The organism is Pseudomonas sp. PL-6 (assembly GCF_054110165.1).
In genome coordinates this window covers 1982490-1997880 of sequence record NZ_CM134189.1, presented here as the reverse complement: position 1 = coordinate 1997880, position 15391 = coordinate 1982490, and the positions used below count along the sequence as shown (strand labels likewise).

At 64.3% G+C, this 15391-nt stretch carries 15 protein-coding genes; all 15 read right to left on the bottom strand.

Annotated elements, in window-relative coordinates:
• Nucleotide 1 precedes the first annotated feature (1 nt).
• The 15 genes from fliI to ACW9UL_RS09215 all read right to left on the bottom strand — a co-directional run bounded on the left by fliI (nt 2) and on the right by ACW9UL_RS09215 (nt 15120).
• Entirely contained in the window at nt 2-1363 is a 1362-nt protein-coding gene (fliI, locus tag ACW9UL_RS09285; protein ID WP_457790326.1) for a flagellar protein export ATPase FliI, read from the bottom strand.
• A complete protein-coding gene (gene fliH, locus ACW9UL_RS09280) occupies nt 1353-2156 on the bottom strand; it encodes a flagellar assembly protein FliH (protein ID WP_457790324.1) in 804 nt (267 codons plus the stop codon). Before fliH ends, fliI begins: the two co-directional genes overlap by 11 nt.
• Before the next feature lie 3 nt (nt 2157-2159).
• Nucleotides 2160-3176 (bottom strand): flagellar motor switch protein FliG, encoded by a 1017-nt coding sequence (gene fliG / locus ACW9UL_RS09275; RefSeq protein WP_457790322.1) that lies wholly within the window; start codon nt 3174-3176, stop codon nt 2160-2162.
• Complete coding sequence (gene fliF / locus ACW9UL_RS09270; RefSeq protein ID WP_457790321.1) at nt 3169-4950, bottom strand: flagellar basal-body MS-ring/collar protein FliF; 1782 nt, start codon at nt 4948-4950, stop codon at nt 3169-3171. Before fliF ends, fliG begins: the two co-directional genes overlap by 8 nt.
• A gap of 10 nt (nt 4951-4960) precedes the next feature.
• Nucleotides 4961-5290, bottom strand: coding sequence for a flagellar hook-basal body complex protein FliE (fliE, locus tag ACW9UL_RS09265; protein ID WP_021445177.1), 330 nt, complete (start codon nt 5288-5290; stop codon nt 4961-4963).
• A 139-nt stretch (nt 5291-5429) separates the two neighbouring features.
• Entirely contained in the window at nt 5430-5759 is a 330-nt protein-coding gene (locus ACW9UL_RS09260; RefSeq protein WP_457790318.1) for a GIY-YIG nuclease family protein, read from the bottom strand.
• 204 nt (nt 5760-5963) lie between these two features.
• Nucleotides 5964-7379: a sigma-54-dependent response regulator transcription factor FleR gene (gene fleR / locus ACW9UL_RS09255; protein ID WP_457790317.1), complete on the bottom strand. Its 1416-nt coding sequence runs from the start codon at nt 7377-7379 to the stop codon at nt 5964-5966.
• Between the two features lie 5 nt (nt 7380-7384).
• Complete coding sequence (locus ACW9UL_RS09250) at nt 7385-8599, bottom strand: sensor histidine kinase (RefSeq protein ID WP_457790315.1); 1215 nt, start codon at nt 8597-8599, stop codon at nt 7385-7387.
• A gap of 178 nt (nt 8600-8777) precedes the next feature.
• Nucleotides 8778-10253: a sigma-54 dependent transcriptional regulator gene (locus tag ACW9UL_RS09245; protein ID WP_457790313.1), complete on the bottom strand. Its 1476-nt coding sequence runs from the start codon at nt 10251-10253 to the stop codon at nt 8778-8780.
• A gap of 260 nt (nt 10254-10513) precedes the next feature.
• A complete protein-coding gene (gene fliT / locus ACW9UL_RS09240; protein WP_457790311.1) occupies nt 10514-10807 on the bottom strand; it encodes a flagellar protein FliT in 294 nt (97 codons plus the stop codon).
• Between the two features lie 25 nt (nt 10808-10832).
• Entirely contained in the window at nt 10833-11213 is a 381-nt protein-coding gene (gene fliS, locus ACW9UL_RS09235; protein ID WP_457790309.1) for a flagellar export chaperone FliS, read from the bottom strand.
• Between the two features lie 70 nt (nt 11214-11283).
• Nucleotides 11284-11673 carry a flagellar export chaperone FliS gene (gene fliS, locus ACW9UL_RS09230; protein WP_021444001.1) on the bottom strand — a complete coding sequence of 130 codons (390 nt, stop codon included), beginning with the start codon at nt 11671-11673 and terminating at the stop codon, nt 11284-11286.
• A gap of 3 nt (nt 11674-11676) precedes the next feature.
• On the bottom strand, nt 11677-13122 hold the full coding sequence (gene fliD / locus ACW9UL_RS09225; protein ID WP_457790307.1) for a flagellar filament capping protein FliD: 1446 nt from the start codon (nt 13120-13122) through the stop codon (nt 11677-11679).
• Nucleotides 13123-13200: 78 nt separating this feature from the next.
• Nucleotides 13201-13560 (bottom strand): flagellar protein FlaG, encoded by a 360-nt coding sequence (locus ACW9UL_RS09220; protein ID WP_457790305.1) that lies wholly within the window; start codon nt 13558-13560, stop codon nt 13201-13203.
• Between the two features lie 75 nt (nt 13561-13635).
• Nucleotides 13636-15120, bottom strand: a complete 1485-nt coding sequence (locus ACW9UL_RS09215; RefSeq protein ID WP_457790303.1) for a flagellin — start codon at nt 15118-15120, stop codon at nt 13636-13638.
• Between the last annotated feature and the right edge of the window lie 271 nt (nt 15121-15391).

Genomic DNA, 15391 nt, shown 5'->3' with positions numbered 1-15391 from the left:
CTTAGGCCTTGTTCGCCGCCGCGTTGAAGATGGCCGCCAGCTGCCGGCTACTGCCCTCCAGCGGCTCGCTGTCGTGCAGGCCCTGACGCAGGTACTGGGCCATCTGCGGCTGGCGGGCGATGGCCAGGTCGGTGTCGGCGTCGCCGCCCGGCACGTAGGCGCCGACGCTGATCAGGTCGCGGCTCTGCTGGTAGCGCGACCACAGTTGCTTGAAGCGCTGCGCCTGCTTGAGATGCTCGGGCGAGACCACCTGCGGCATCACCCGGCTGATCGAGGCTTCGATGTCGATGGCCGGGTAATGGCCCTCCTCGGCCAGCCGGCGCGACAGCACCAGGTGGCCGTCGAGCACGCCGCGGGCGGCGTCGGCGATCGGATCCTGCTGGTCGTCGCCCTCGGAGAGCACGGTGTAGAAGGCGGTGATCGAACCGCCGCCGGCCTCGGCGTTGCCGGCGCGCTCCACCAGCTTGGGCAACTTGGCGAACACCGACGGCGGGTAGCCCTTGGTCGCCGGCGGCTCGCCGATGGCCAGGGCGATCTCGCGCTGGGCCTGGGCGAAGCGGGTCAGCGAATCCATCAGCAGCAGCACGTTCTTGCCCTTGTCGCGGAAGTACTCGGCGATGCGCGTGCAGTACATGGCCGCGCGCAGGCGCATCAACGGCGCGTCGTCGGCCGGCGAGGCGACCACCACCGAGCGCTTGAGGCCCTCCTCGCCGAGGATCTCGTCGATGAACTCCTTGACCTCGCGACCGCGCTCGCCGATCAGCCCGACCACGATGATCTCTGCCTCGGTGAAGCGGGTCATCATGCCCAGCAGCACCGACTTGCCCACCCCGGTGCCGGCGAACAGGCCCAGGCGCTGGCCGCGGCCGACGGTGAGCAGGCCGTTGATCGAGCGGATGCCAACGTCCAGCGGCTCGCTGATCGGATGGCGCTTGAGCGGGTTGATGGTCGGGCCGTCCAGCGGCACCCAGTCCTCGGCCTTCATCCCGCCCTTACCGTCCAGGGCACGGCCGGCGCCGTCGAGTACCCGGCCAAGCATGGAGCGGCCCATGGGCAGACGACCGGTATCGGGCAGTGGCACCACCCGCGCGCCAGGGGCGATACCGGCCAGGCTGCCGACCGGCATCAGGTAGATCTTGTTGCCGGAAAAGCCCATCACCTCGGCCTCGACCTGCACCGGATGGTAGCTGTCACCATTGACCACCAGGCAACGGCTGCCGATGGCGGCGCGCAGGCCCTCGGCCTCCAGGGTCAGGCCGACCATGCGCAGCAGGCGGCCTTCGACTATGGGCTGGCTGGGCAGGCGGATGGCCTCGGCGTAACCACCCAGGCGCCTGGCGAAACTCACCCGGTCAAGACGCATCGCCGCCATCCAGGTCCAGGCTGATATCCGCTTCCGGCGGCTGGGTGATCTGCGCGCGCTGTTGCTCGAACAGCTGCTTGAGCGCCTGCGCCAGGCGGGTCTCGACGCTGGCGTCGATCTGGCTGTGTTCCGATTCGATGCGGCAACCGCCGGGCAGCAGGCTGTCGTCCTCGAGGATGCGCCAGCTTTCCTCGTGACGCTCGCGCAGCGCCTTGACGATTTCGAAGTCCTGCGGATTGAGCTGAATGCGCACGTTGTCGGCGCCCATCGGCAGCAGCTTGAGCGCCTCGCGCAGTACCTGGCGGATCTGGCTGGAGTCGGTGCTCAGCTCGCGCTGGACCACCTCGCGCACCATATGGCTGACCAGGCGCACCAGGGCCACTTCCAGCTGCTGGTCCTGCTCGGCGATGGGTTCGAACAACTGCGCCATCAACTGTTCCAGGCTGCCCAGCTTGAGCGCCAGGGCGGCCTCGGCCTCCTGCTTGGCCCTGAGCTGGCCGGCGTGAAAGCCGTCCTTCTCGCCGGTGGCGAAGCCTTCGTTGTAGGCGTCCTGGCGGATGGCCTCGAGTTCGTCGAGGGTCAGCGGCTTGACGTCTTCGATCGCCACCTCCTCGCTCTGCCCGACGTCTTGCGCCTCGACCTCGGTCGCTGCTGCCGCTTGCGCGTCAAGGGCCGGCTCGACTTCGGCTGGCACCTCGCCCGGCGCGTCGAAGCTGGGCAGCGCCCAGCGGTCGAAGGCGCCCAGGTCCTTGGCGCGAATCAGCTCGCTTTCCGACTCCTTGCCCGCCGCCATGGTTTAGACCATCTCCTCGCCGCCCTTGCCGCCGAGCACGATCTCGCCGGCCTCGGCCATGCGCCGGGCGATGGTGAGGATCTCCTTCTGCGCCGCTTCGACGTCGCTGACGCGTACCGGGCCCTTGGCCTCCAGGTCGTCGCGCAGCAGTTCGGCGGCGCGCTTGGACATGTTCTTGAACACCTTGTCCTTGACCGCCTCGTCGGCACCCTTGAGCGCCAGCACCAGCACCTCGGAGGACACCTCACGCAGCAGCGCCTGGATGCCGCGATCGTCGACGTCGGCGAGGTTGTCGAAGACGAACATCAGGTCCTCGATCTGCGTCGACAGGTCCTCGTCCACCTCGCGGATCGAGTCCATCAGCTGACCCTCGACCGAGCTGTCGAGGAAGTTCATGATGTCCGCCGCGCGCTTGACCCCGCCCATGGTGGCGCGGCTTGTGTTGGCGCTGCCGGAGAACTGCTTCTCGAGGATCTGGTTGAGCTCCTTGAGCGCCGACGGCTGCACGGTATTGAGCGAGGACACGCGCAGGATGATGTCCAGGCGCACCTTGTGGTCGAAGTGGCTGAGCACCTCGCCGGCCTGATCCGGGTCGAGGTAGGCGACGACTATGGCCTGGATCTGCGGGTGTTCGTAGCGGATCACGTCGGCCACCGCGCGCGGTTCCATCCACTTCAGGCTGTCCAGGCCGCTGGTGCTGCCGCCGAGCAGGATGCGGTCGATCAGGTTGCCGGCCTTGTCCTCGCCGAGGGCCGCGGTGAGCATCTTGCGGATGTAGCCGTCGGCGCCGACGCCGAGGCTGGTCTGGTCGCCGACGATCTCGACGAACTCGCCCATCACCTGCTCGACCTGCTCGCGGTGGATATTGCGCATACCGGCCATGGCCACGCCGACCCGCTGCACTTCCTTCGGCCCGAGGTGACGCAGCACCTGGGCGGCGTCGGTCTCGCCGAGCGACAACAGGAGAATGGCGGCCTTGTCGACCTTGTTCAACTTGGCGGGGGTACGGTTGTCACTCATCGGCGTTGATCCACTCTTTCACGACCTGGGCGACGCGGCCAGGGTCTTCCGCCACCAGGCTCTTGATCGCGTTCAGTTGCGCATCATACCCCTCGCTGGGACTGGGCAGCAGTATGCTCTGCGGCCCGCCGAGGCTGACCCGATCATCTGCCAGCTCGCCATCGAGGCCGGCCATCTCGCCCAGTTCGACGTCGCCGCCGGCCAGCGCCTTGCCCTTGCCGCCACCGGTGATGTTGTTGAGCACCGGACGCAGCACCCCGAACACCAGCAGCAGGATGAACAACACGCCGAGCACCTGCTTGACGATGTCCCAGAACCAGGGCTGGGTGTAGAACGGAATGTCCGGAATTTCCTCGCCCAGCGAGGTGGTGAAGGCGGTGTTGATCACGCTGACGCTGTCGCCGCGGCTGGCGTCGAAGCCCACCGAGTCCTGCACCAGGCGGGTGAAGCGCGCCAGATCGTCGGCGCTCCAGGGTACCCGGCTGGTTTCGCCGGTGGCCGGGTCGACGCGCACCTGATCGTCCACCACCACCGCCACCGACAGGCGGCGCAGGCGGCCCTGCTGCTGCTTGGTGTAGCTGATCGAGCGATCCAGTTCGAAGTTGCGGGTGGACTGCTCGCGCTTGTCCGCCGGGTACGGCGCCAGCATCGGCTGACCGGTGGCCGGGTCCATGATCTGCTGGCCGTTGGCATCCACCAGCGGCTGGCCGGCCGCCACCGGACCGGCGGGCGTCGCGGCGGCGGTCGCCTGCTCGGGAGCCGCGGCCGGGCCGGGCGGCTGATTGGACAGCGCGCCGGGCACGCCCTGCGGCGGCAGGCTGCTGTGGCGCTGTTCGTTGACCTGCTGCTCGCTGCGCAGCGCCGGCTGGTCCGGGTTGAACATCTCGGAGGTGGACTCCACCGCGCTGAAATCGACGTCGGCGGCCACCTCGGCCTTGTAGCGGCCGGTGCCCAGCACCGGCTGCAGGATGTTGTGCACGCGCTGGGTCAGCAGGCTTTCCATGCGCCGGCTGTAGTCGAACTGCTTGCCGGCCATGCTCAGCTCGGACAGCTCCTGCTGATCGGAGAGCAGGTTGCCCTTCTGGTCGACGACGGTGACCTGGCCCTTGTCCAGTTCCGGCACGCTGGTGGCGACCAGGTTGACGATGGCCATCACCTGGCTCGGCTCCAGGGCGCGGCCCGGATACAGTTCCACCAGCACCGAGGCCGACGGCTTGCGCTCGTCGCGGACGAACACCGAGGCCTTGGGCATGGCCAGGTGCACGCGCGCTGCCTTGACGTTGTTGAGGCTGGAGACCGTGCGCGCCAGCTCGCCTTCCAGGCCGCGGCGGTAGCGGGTGGCTTCCATGAACTGGCTGGTGCCCAGGCCCTGCTCGCGGTCGAGAATCTCGAAGCCGACGCTGTTGTCGGTCGGTGCCACGCCGGCGGCGGCCAGGCGCATGCGCGCCCGTGCCAGGTCGTCGGCCTTGACCAGCAGCGCGCCGGAGGTGGGCTCCACGGTGTAATCGATGCCCGAGGCGCCGAGGGTTTCCACCACCTGGGTCGCGTCCATGCCGTTGAGGCTGCCGTAGAGCGGACGGTAATCCGGCTGCTGCGACCAGAGCACCACGGCGAAGCCGATGGCCACGCTGGCAGCCAGGCCGACCAGCAGGCCGAGCTGGCGCAGCACCGACATGTCCGCGAGGCTTTCCAGGAAGCTCAGACCCAGCAACGGGCCCTTGGCCTGCGCCGCGTCCGCCTTGGCCGGTACGTTTGCTACTGCTGCTTCAGCCATCAATCAACCCTCAAACCGGCATCTGCATGATGTCTTGATAAGCCTGGACCAGCTTGTTGCGCACCTGGGTCATGGCCTGGAAGGACACGCTGGCCTTCTGTGAGGCGATCATCACGTCGGTGAGGTCCACCCCGCTCTGCCCCATCTCGAAGGCGGTAGCCAGCTTGTTGGAGGCCTGCTGGGTCTCGTTGACCTTGGTCACCGCCTGGCCGAGCATCTCCGAGAAACTCGGCGCGCCCTGCACCGGCTCGCTGACGGCCGGCTTCTGCCGCGCCATCGCCTCGGACTGCATGGCGCGCATTTCCAGCATCAAGCGATTGAATTCAACACCCTGGCTCATGACTTCCTCCACTGCCCGCTTTTTGACACTTGCGGTGCGTTGCAGGGGTATTTGCAACAAGGGTGCCAGAAAAGGCTGCTACAGCCTCAGAGGCTCGGGCAGCAACGAAACGAGGGGGTAGACGAAAGAAGCAGACCCGTCATCCCCGCGAAGACGGGGATCCAGCGGCAATGGAGAAGTCACCAACAATCTCCGACCAAAGATCCCGCCACTGCGGGTTTCGCTCTTCGATTAGACGCAGCTTCCAGGCTCGATTCCATTTCTTGATCGCCTTCTCCCTGGCTATCGCACTACTCATACTCTCATGCTGCTCGCACCACACCAGCATCTTCACGCCGTAGCGGCGGGTAAAACCTTCGACAACGTCTTCTCGATGCTGCCAGACTCGCTGAAGCAGATTGGCGGTGACGCCGGTATAGAGCGTGCCATTACGCTGGCTGGCCATGATGTAAACGGCTGGCTGTTTCATGCTGCAGTCCTTTGCAGATTGTGAAAATGCCTGAATGGATAAAGGGCTTCTCAGAGGCCTGTTTTGAATTCATGTTTCAACAGTCACGGGCGTTAAAAATAGTCGTCCACAAAAGTCTCGACAACTTGAACGCTGCTGCTGGATCCCCGCCTTCGCGGGGACCCAGGCCACCCTATCAGCCCCCCCCTGCTCAGCCCAGCAAAACTAGCTGGCGTAGAGATAAGCCTCGACGTCCATACCGGCATCGCGCATCTGCGCCAGCTTGTAACGCAGGGTGCGCGGGCTGATGCCCAGGCGTTCGGCGGCCTCCTTGCGGCGGCCGCGCTCGGCACGCAGGGTATCGATGATCACCTGGAACTCGCGGCGGCGCAGGTCCTCGCCCAACGCGCCGGCATCCACCGCACCCGGCGCCTCGACCGCCTGCGGCGAGGCCGCCGGCGCACTGGGCACCACCGCCAGACGCGGCGCCGGGGCCTGCACCGCCTGGCCGATGGGCGCATGCAGGCACAGGTCCTGCGGCTGGATCACGCCGCCCTGCTGGAGGATCAAGGCGCGCTGGATGGCGTTGTCCAGCTCGCGCACGTTGCCCGGCCACTGGTGATGCAGCAGGCTCTGCGCGGCGGCCTCGGACAGGCGTACGGGGGACTGATTCATTTTTTTGACGTGCTTGGCCAGCAATCGCTCGGCCAACGGCAGGATATCGGCGGGCCGCTCGCGCAGCGGTCGCCAGGCCAGGGGGAATACCGACAGGCGATAGTAGAGGTCCTCGCGGAAGCGCCCGGCCGCGACCTCGCCGGCCAGGTCGCGGTTGCTGGTGGCCAGCACGCGAATATCCAGGCTGATCGGTTTACGCGCGCCGACCCGCTCCACTTCACGTTCCTGCAACACGCGCAGCAGCTTGGCCTGCAGGCCCAGGGGCATCTCGGAAATCTCGTCGAGCAGGATGGTGCCGCCGTCGGCCAGCTCGAACTTGCCCGGCTGCGCCGTCACCGCGCCGGTGAAGGCGCCCTTCTCGTGACCAAAGAGCGTGGCCTCGAGCATGTTGTCGGGAATCGCCGCGCAGTTGATGGCGATGAACGGGCCACCGGCACGCGGCGACTGCTGGTGGATATAGCGCGCCAGCACCTCCTTGCCGGTGCCGGACTCGCCGGTGATCATCACCGTCGAATCGCTCTGCGCCACCCGCGCAGCCAGCTCCAGCAGCTGCAGACTGGCCGGCTCCAGCGCCACCGGGCCGTCGCGGTCGCCCGCACTCAAGCGGCCCAGGGCATGTCGCGCCACCAGCTCCAGCAGGGTACGCGGCTCGAACGGCTTGACCAGGTAATCGGCGGCGCCCTGGCGGATCGCATCCACCGCCCGCTCCACCGCGCCGAAGGCGGTCATCAGCAGCACCGGCAACTGCGGGTAGCGGCCGCGGATCTGCGCCAGCAACTGGTGACCGTCCATGCCCGGCATATTGACGTCACTGACCACCAGGCCGAACGGCTCCTCGCTCAGGGCGACCAGCGCCGCCTCGGCGCAATCCACCGCACGGTAGTCATGCCCCCCGAGACACAGGGTATCGGCCAGGGCTTCGCGCAGGGCGCGGTCGTCTTCGACCAACAGAACTTTGGCAGCCATGGGGATCACTCCTGATTCATTCTGGGCGCCACATCGAGCAGCGGCAGGGAAAGGATGGCGCAGGTGCCGCGAGCGACCCGCGATTGCAGCAGCAGCTGACCCTGGTGGGCGCGCGCCACGGCATTGACCACCGCCAGGCCGAGGCCGGTGCCGGTGGTCTTCGTGGTAAAGAAGGGTTCGCCCAGGCGCGCCAGGGTGGCAGCATCCATCCCCGGGCCGTTGTCGCTGATGCACAGGCGTAGCTGATTGTCGCGGCGATACAGGTGGACCTTCAGTCGCGCCTCGCGCCCGCCCGCCTGGATGGCGTTGTCGATCAGGTTGAGCAGGGTGCCGACCAGAGTGTCGCGGTTGCACAGCAGCTCGCCGGCGCGAACGTCGCACTGCCAACGCACCGTCATGCCGGTCACATGGGGTTCGGCGGCGGCACGCAGGGCGGCGAACAGCGCCTGCGGGCCGAGGCGATCCGGCAACGGCAGCTCGCCGCGGGCGAAGATCAGCATGTCGCGCACCTGGTTCTCCAGCTCGTGCAGGCGCTCCTTGAGACGCCCGGCGAAGCGCTGCTGCTGCTCGGCCGGCAGCACCTGCTCGTTGAGGTGGCTGGCGTAGAGCAAGGCGGCGGACAGCGGCGTGCGAATCTGATGCGCCAGGGATGCGACCATGCGCCCCAGGGCGGAGAGGCGTTCGTGGCGCGACAGCTGATCCTGCAGGCGACGGGTTTCCGTCAGGTCGGTAAGCAGCACCAGCTGCCCCGGCTCGCCATGCAGCGAGCGGGTGGCGATGGACAGGCGACGGCCGTCCTTCATGGAGATCTCATGGCCGTCGTCCTCGCGCGGGGCGAAGTTGCGCGCGATCACCTGGCGCCAGAGCATGCCGACCAGGGGCTGGCCAAGCAACGCGCGCGCCACCGGATTGGCCTCGCGCACCACACCCTGGCCGTCGATCACTATGACGCCGCCCGGCAGCAGGTCCAGCAGGCTCTGCAGGCGATGGGCCAGACGCTCCTTCTCCGCCAGCTCCTGCATGCGCTGGGCGCTGACCAGCGCCAACTGCCCCTTCAGTTCACTGACGCGAGCCTCAAGCAGGCTGTAGGACTCGCTGAGCTGATTGGACATCTGGTTGAACAGGGCGAAAGCCTGCTCCAGACCGGCACGACTGGCTTGCTCGAGCGGCGCCGAAGGGCTCGACTCGACTGGCTCGGAGGGGCGAACGCTTGCTTTCATCTTCTTCTCTCGCACAACGCACCGTCAGAAGACGGTCAGGTGAGAGAGACTTAGCAATCCCCGTGCCTAGTTTTTTAGCTTTATTTTTCAATCACTTGAAAAATAAAGCCGGAGGCTGCGTCAAAGCTCCGGCTTTATCGATCGAGTATCCGCCAGCGGCGGACGGATCAGTGGCGAGTCAATCCTCGTCCTGACCCTCCTCTTCACGACGGCTCATACCGTACTTGCGCATCTTCTCCACCAGGGTGGTGCGGCGGATACGCAGACGCTCGGCAGCACGCGCCACCACGCCGCCGGCGTCGTCCAGCGCCTGCTGGATCAGGCCCTGCTCCAGATTGCCCAGGTAGTCCTTCAGATCCAGGCCCTCGGGCGGCAGCATGGCCGGGGTGTCCAGGCCCGGCAGACCGGCCATGATCGCCGCACGCTCTTCCAGCTCGTCGCGCAGGCTGGCGGCCAGCTGCTCGTCCTCGTCGTCGACGTGACGGAACTTCTTCGGCAGCTCGCCGACGCCGATCACCCCATAGGGATGCATTATCGCCATGCGCTCGACCAGGTTGGCCAGCTCGCGTACGTTGCCCGCCCAGTCGTGGCGGCACAGCGACATGATGGCCGCCGAGTTGAAACGGATCGAGCCACGTTTCTCGTGCTCCATGCGCGAGATCAGCTCGTTCATCAACAGCGGGATGTCCTCGATACGCTCGCGCAGCGGCGCCATCTCGATGGGGAAAACGTTGAGGCGGTAGTACAGATCCTCGCGGAAGCTGCCGTCCTCGATCATCTTCTCCAGGTTCTTGTGGGTGGCGGCGATGATGCGCACGTCGGCGGTCTGCGTCTTGTTGCTGCCGACCCGCTCGAAGGTGCGTTCCTGCAGTACGCGCAGCAGCTTGACCTGCATCGGCAGCGGCATGTCACCGATCTCGTCGAGGAACAGGGTGCCGCCATTGGCCAGCTCGAAGCGCCCTGCCCGGCTGGTGATGGCGCCGGTGAAGGCGCCCTTCTCGTGACCGAACAGCTCGCTCTCCAGCAACTCGGCGGGAATCGCACCGCAGTTGACCGGCACGAAGGGCGCTTCGCGGCGCTTGGAGTGATAGTGCAGGTTGCGCGCCACCACCTCCTTGCCGGTGCCGGACTCGCCGAGGATCAGCACGCTGGCCTCGGTGTCGGCCACCTGTTGCATCATCTGCCGCACCTGCTGGATCGCACGACTGGTGCCGACCAGGCTGCGGAACAGGTTGGGCTCGCGCTGCCGACCGCGGTCGCGGGCCTGGTCGTACATCTCGCGATAGACCTGGGCGCGGTGCAGCGAATCGAGCAGCTTGTTGTAGCTCAGCGGGGTTTCCAGGCTGGCCAGCACGCGCCGACGAAGGTCCTCCGGCCAGTCGCCAGCCGCGGTCTCGCCGATCGTCAGCAGCGGCAGGAACTCGTCCCACCCGACTATCTGCTTGGTCAGCTCGAGCGCACCGCCCTTGGACTCGACCTCGCCCAGCAACACGCTGAGCACGTCGCGACTGGAACTCAGCTCGGTGACCGCGTCCTGCCAGTTCTGACTGCTACAGGCGAGGTGCTCTTCCCCGAGGAAATTCAGAATGATCGCCAGCTCGTGGCGGCGTGCGGCATTGTCGTCAATCAGCAGGATTTTGGTTTCACGCCACATCTTGTGTTTATCTGACTCGAGGAGTGAAGGAAATTGTGCGCCAGATCCTCGGCGCACACCGGCAATTGGCCACTAGTAAAGTCAATATTTTGGATACAGTCAATTTTATGGCGTAATTTTTTTGCTCGCCTATGACCATAGCTAAGCAGCTGTTCGCGCAGTCGGGTAGTGGCAACCGATAAAAAGAAGCAGAAAGGAGAAAACTGAAAGAGGGAAACCGAGCCAAACCTGGCGGCTAAGCTCGGGAAAATGCGGCCAAATCAGCCGAACAGCTGGTAAACCTTGGCGCCCTGGCGAGACTGATTGAGCTGCACCAACTCGCCGGCCAAGCGCTGCTGCTCGGCCTGACAAACGGTCACCAGCTCACGGTAGAGCGCCAGCAGGTTCTCCATGCTGCCGCGCAGCTGCTCTTCATCGCGACTCTCGACCATGGCCGCATCGACCGCCATGCGGCATTGCAGGTCCAGCTCGCCGATGGCCGCCCAGTCCTGCTTGGCCAGGGCGTCGCGCAGAGCCGTGCCGGTCGCCTGCAAACGCTGGACAGTAGAATTCATAACCTTCTCCTCCGATGCCACGCCCTTACTGGGCGATGGCATCCCAAGCGGATTTGACCTCGCGCAGCAGCGCGGCCACTTCTTCGAGCAACGCCGGCTCGTTGTTGCGATTGGCCTGCAGCAGTCGCCCCGTCATGTATTCGTAAAGACTATCCAGATTCGCTGCCAGCTCGCCACCCTGGCGGTGATCCAGCGCCTCGCGCAGGCCGCCGACGATGGCGATACTCTTGCTGATCAGCTCGCCCTTAAGCTCCGTCTGCCCGCGCTCCATGGCGCCACGCGCCTGGGCGATACGGGTCAGCCCCCCCTCCATCAACATCTGAATCAGGCGATGGGGACTGGCCTCGAAGGCCTGGGCTTGAGTATTGACGGTCTGGTACTGCTGAAGGGCCGCCATTGCATTCATCGTCGCTCTCGCTCTGCTGTTTGGCTGATACCTAGGGTATCGGCTCTGGCCAGCAAAGCTTTAGGCGAATTTAACTCGCCGATGCGGGCTCAACCTCGGGGCCGATGGCGTCCCAGGCCTCCTTGATCTGGCTCAACAAGGCCTGCACCTCGTCCAGACTGCGCGGCGTATCGTCCAACGCCACGCCGGCCAGGCGCCGGGTCATATAGTCGTACAAGGCGTCCAGGTTCTCGGCAATTTCGCCGCCCAGGTCCTTGTCCAGCCCGGCCTGCAAAGCACCAATGATGGACAGCGTACTGCCGACGGCCAGGCCGCGAACTTCCGGATTACCCTCAAGCTGAGCATGGCGGGCCAGGGACAGGCGCTCCAGGGCGCCCTGTAGCAATAACTGAACGATACGGTAGGGGCTGACGTCCTGCGCAGTGTTGACCGTTTTGTAGGTGTCGATTGGGTTGCTCATGGCTCAACTGTCCTTCTTCACCACGCCGGGCAGACTACCCAGGGCCTGCGCCAGGCGATCACTGGTCTGGTTCAACTGCCCCACCAGCGAATCCATGGCGTTGAACTGGGCCAGTAGGCGGGTCTGCAACTGCTCGATACGGCGATTGAGGGTTTCTTTCTGCTTATCGATGCCGCTAATGGTGGTTTGCAGCCCCTTCATGCGCTCATCGAGAATGCCACCGGATTGCGTGTAACCCTCGGTACGCTGCTCGAGGCGTTTCATCAAGCCGGTGTCACCGGTGAAAAAGGCGCCCACCGCGTCGTAGTTGTCCTTTAAAGCGCTGTCGAGCTTGCTGTCGTCGATCTTCAGGGTGCCGTCTTTCTGCGTGGTGATGCCAAGGTCAGCCAGGATGCGCACGGCATCCCCCGACTCACCGCCCGGGTTGACCAACTCGTTGCGCACGCTGCCGAGCAGGGTACGCACGGTGGCATCGCCCACCAGACCGCCAACGACTGGTGCCTTGCCCTCGCCAACCTGGGTGACATTGGTCAACTGATTGGAGGTGGAGATCAGCTTGTTGTAGGTATCGACGAACTTCTTGATGCTGCTTTTGACCCCGGCATTGTCCTGACCAACAGTCACTGTCAGAGGCTTGCCTGCTTCGGTCTTGCCGACCAGGTTCAGTGTCACGTCAGGGATGGCGTTGCCGATGGTATTGCTGGCGCTGCTCAGACTAAGACCGTCGACCTTGAACTCGGCGTTCGACGCCTGTTCCAGGTAGCCCGCGGCGGAGCCGCTGACTGCGGCAAGCGTACCGACGGGATTGTCCAGATCGCTGTAGTCGATGCTGCCGATGGCCAGATCACCGAGCGCGGCGTCAGCCGTCTCGATGTAGATATCCTTACCGGCACCGGTTTCCTTGGCGGTGAGCACCAGCCGCGAAGTACCGCCAGCCGGGTCATTGACGATATTGGCGCTGACGCCCTTGTCCTTCAGCGCCGTGTTAAGCTTGTTGCGGATCGCGGCCAGGTCGTCGCCCGCCTCAATGGCCACGTCGACGCCAGCATCGTCGCCAGCGCCCAGCTTGACCGTTAGGGTACCGCCCCCCGCGGCACTGAAGCTCGAGGCGAGAGCCTGGGTCGCCACCTTGCTAGCGCTCGCCAGACGCTCGACTTCGACCTGGTAATTACCTGCCAAGGCAGCACTGGCAGCACTGGCCGTCAAGGCAGCGGTATTGGACGAAGTCACCGTACGCTTTGCAAACAGCGATGGACTATTGAGTTCCTTGAGCGCCACCTGCATCTCGCTCAAGGCACTCTTGAGCTGGCCCAGTGCAGAGAACTTGGTGGTGGAGGCCTTTTCCAGGCGCGCCAACTGCGCCTCCTTGGGTGCGCGCTCGGCATTGACTAGGGCCCCAACAATGCTATCAATGTTGACACCTGAGCCGATTCCCGTTATGCCAGCCATAAGTTCCACCTCGCCAATGGATTGACGCGAAGACCACGCCAACACGCAAAATTAGCAATAACCGTACCAGTCACGCATTCAAGCCTGGGCATTGAACAGCAGACTGCGTACCTCATCCAGGGTTTCAGCTAGGCGCAGCGCCTCTTCAGAGGGAATCTGACGAATCACCTCGCCCGATACGCCGTCGGTCACCCTGACCACCACCCGCCCGGTCGAGTCGTCCAAACTGAAATTCAGGTTGCGCTGAATGCTCTGGGCGAATTCGCGGATACTGGATACCGCCTCCTCCACCGGCTGACGCCCGAGCTCCGGCGCTTGCGGCAATGCAGGCTGACGATCCTCCGGCTCTTTTTTCAGCGAAGCCGGCGCGCCCGCGTCGCTGCGCGCCGTTCTGGCGGCTGCAGCACCAGGTATACCGCCAAGCAAATTGATTTCCATAACTTCACCTCAGATGGCAAAGCGGGGAGTAGCGCAAGCGCTACCCCCCGTGGTTCAAAGCAACCAGCCCCAAGCTTAACGCAGCAGGCTGAGTACCGCCTGCGGCAGCTGGTTGGCCTGGGCCAGGATCGCGGTGCCGGCCTGCTGCAGCACCTGATTCTTGCTCAGGTTGGCAGTTTCGGCGGCGAAGTCGGTGTCCTGAATCCGACCACGGGCCGCAGAAGCGTTCTCCGAAATATTCTGCAGGTTGGAGATCGTGTTCTCGAAACGGTTCTGCTTAGCACCGAGCTCAGCGCGCGAGCTATCGATAAATGTCAGCGCCGAGTCGATGACGTCCAGGGCCTTCTGCGCTCCAATGGCGGTGGTGATATTTATTTTATCCACCGCATCCAACGCACTCACTTGGGCGTTGGCCGCATCCACCGAGGTGCTTGATGCAGTCGAAGTAAAGGACTTGCTGCTGTTCAGCTTGACCGTGCCGATCGCACGAGTCGAGTCGGTGGTTCCATCGGTCAGAGTGGTCGTATCGACAGCGGCGCCAGTACCGTCGTAGCCATAGGTGCTGACGACAGCTGTTGCACTGGCAGTAGAGTGAGCGAAGCCCTCAATCACGATGTCGTCACCGCGCTCGCTGGTCATCTTCAGGACTCCACCTTCAATCGCTGCACTGATCCCGGTTTGGCCGCTCTGAGTATTGATTTCGGTAGCCAGGGCGCTAAGGTCACTGGTGGTGACGGTGGCACGAATGGTTACAGCCGTGGAGTTGGAACCAGTCAAGTTGAAGGTAACCTGACCGCTAGCAGACAGCGTACCGATGGAAATGGTGTTACGCGCATCGGCCGAGACATTCGTGGTACCGGTCTGAGCATTAATCGCATCGGCGGCGCCCTTAGCGCTCAAGCCAGCGACAGAGATTGCTGTACTGGTACCGGCCGACCCCGCGATAGTCACGGTACCCGCAACGTTGTTCGCCGCCGCCGTTGCCGCAGCCGCAGTGGTTCGACCGAGGCCGACGTTGGCTGCGGTACCCGCCAGGGTGCGAGTGTTATTACCCACGTTGCTTGCCCGGAAGTTCCCCAAAGCCATATCAATGGTTTCAAAGGCATTCGCACCGACCTGGAATTGCTGGGTACCGAAGGTACCGTCGAGGATTTTGCGACCACCGAAGCTGGTGGTATCGGCGATGCGGTTAAACTCCTGCTGCAGCTGGCTGACTTCATCCTGCAGAGCGCGGCGCTCCGTGGAGGAGTTGGAGCCGTTAGCCGACTGCAAAGACAGGTCACGCATACGCTGCAGGATATTGGTTGACTGCTGCAGTGCGCCTTCGGCGGTCTGCGCCAAGGAGATACCGTCGTTGGCGTTACGTACAGCCACACCCAGGCCGTTCACCTGGCTGGTCAAACGGTTGGATATCTGCAAACCGGCGGCGTCGTCCTTTGCGGAGTTGATGCGCGAACCAGTGGAGAGGCGCTGCAGCGAGGTATCCAGCGACTTGGACGAGGAATTCAGGTTGCGCTGAGTGTTCAGGGACGCAATGTTGGTATTGACGGTAAGGGCCATGATGTTGCCTCCAATGGGCTGGTACTCAGATGAGCCGGGTGCTGCGAGCGCTTGGGCGGTCGCCTTGCTCAGGCACCCAGTTACTTCGCATTCGTCTTTTGTATCGGCGTTATCGGTGATGGCTTTAGGCTTTTTTCGCGTTTTTTTGTGGTTTTTTTTTATGTTTTAAAACAGCTGGTTATGAAATTTTCTGGATCGATGTAGAGGGTTCGCCAAAGGGCTGTCGGATTGGATGGCGATTTGGCGGCTTTAGCGGCCCGGGAAAACCCTG

What these genes read in the sequence shown, in the direction of transcription:
- fliI (WP_457790326.1), bottom strand. Translation starts at nt 1,363, where the DNA reads ATGCGTCTTGACCGGGTGAGTTTCGCCAGGCGCCTGGGTGGTTACGCC.
- fliH (WP_457790324.1), bottom strand. Translation starts at nt 2,156, where the DNA reads ATGGCGGCGGGCAAGGAGTCGGAAAGCGAGCTGATTCGCGCCAAGGAC.
- fliG (WP_457790322.1), bottom strand. Translation starts at nt 3,176, where the DNA reads ATGAGTGACAACCGTACCCCCGCCAAGTTGAACAAGGTCGACAAGGCC.
- fliF (WP_457790321.1), bottom strand. Translation starts at nt 4,950, where the DNA reads ATGGCTGAAGCAGCAGTAGCAAACGTACCGGCCAAGGCGGACGCGGCG.
- fliE (WP_021445177.1), bottom strand. Translation starts at nt 5,290, where the DNA reads ATGAGCCAGGGTGTTGAATTCAATCGCTTGATGCTGGAAATGCGCGCC.
- ACW9UL_RS09260 (WP_457790318.1), bottom strand. Translation starts at nt 5,759, where the DNA reads ATGAAACAGCCAGCCGTTTACATCATGGCCAGCCAGCGTAATGGCACG.
- fleR (WP_457790317.1), bottom strand. Translation starts at nt 7,379, where the DNA reads ATGGCTGCCAAAGTTCTGTTGGTCGAAGACGACCGCGCCCTGCGCGAA.
- ACW9UL_RS09250 (WP_457790315.1), bottom strand. Translation starts at nt 8,599, where the DNA reads ATGAAAGCAAGCGTTCGCCCCTCCGAGCCAGTCGAGTCGAGCCCTTCG.
- ACW9UL_RS09245 (WP_457790313.1), bottom strand. Translation starts at nt 10,253, where the DNA reads ATGTGGCGTGAAACCAAAATCCTGCTGATTGACGACAATGCCGCACGC.
- fliT (WP_457790311.1), bottom strand. Translation starts at nt 10,807, where the DNA reads ATGAATTCTACTGTCCAGCGTTTGCAGGCGACCGGCACGGCTCTGCGC.
- fliS (WP_457790309.1), bottom strand. Translation starts at nt 11,213, where the DNA reads ATGAATGCAATGGCGGCCCTTCAGCAGTACCAGACCGTCAATACTCAA.
- fliS (WP_021444001.1), bottom strand. Translation starts at nt 11,673, where the DNA reads ATGAGCAACCCAATCGACACCTACAAAACGGTCAACACTGCGCAGGAC.
- fliD (WP_457790307.1), bottom strand. Translation starts at nt 13,122, where the DNA reads ATGGCTGGCATAACGGGAATCGGCTCAGGTGTCAACATTGATAGCATT.
- ACW9UL_RS09220 (WP_457790305.1), bottom strand. Translation starts at nt 13,560, where the DNA reads ATGGAAATCAATTTGCTTGGCGGTATACCTGGTGCTGCAGCCGCCAGA.
- ACW9UL_RS09215 (WP_457790303.1), bottom strand. Translation starts at nt 15,120, where the DNA reads ATGGCCCTTACCGTCAATACCAACATTGCGTCCCTGAACACTCAGCGC.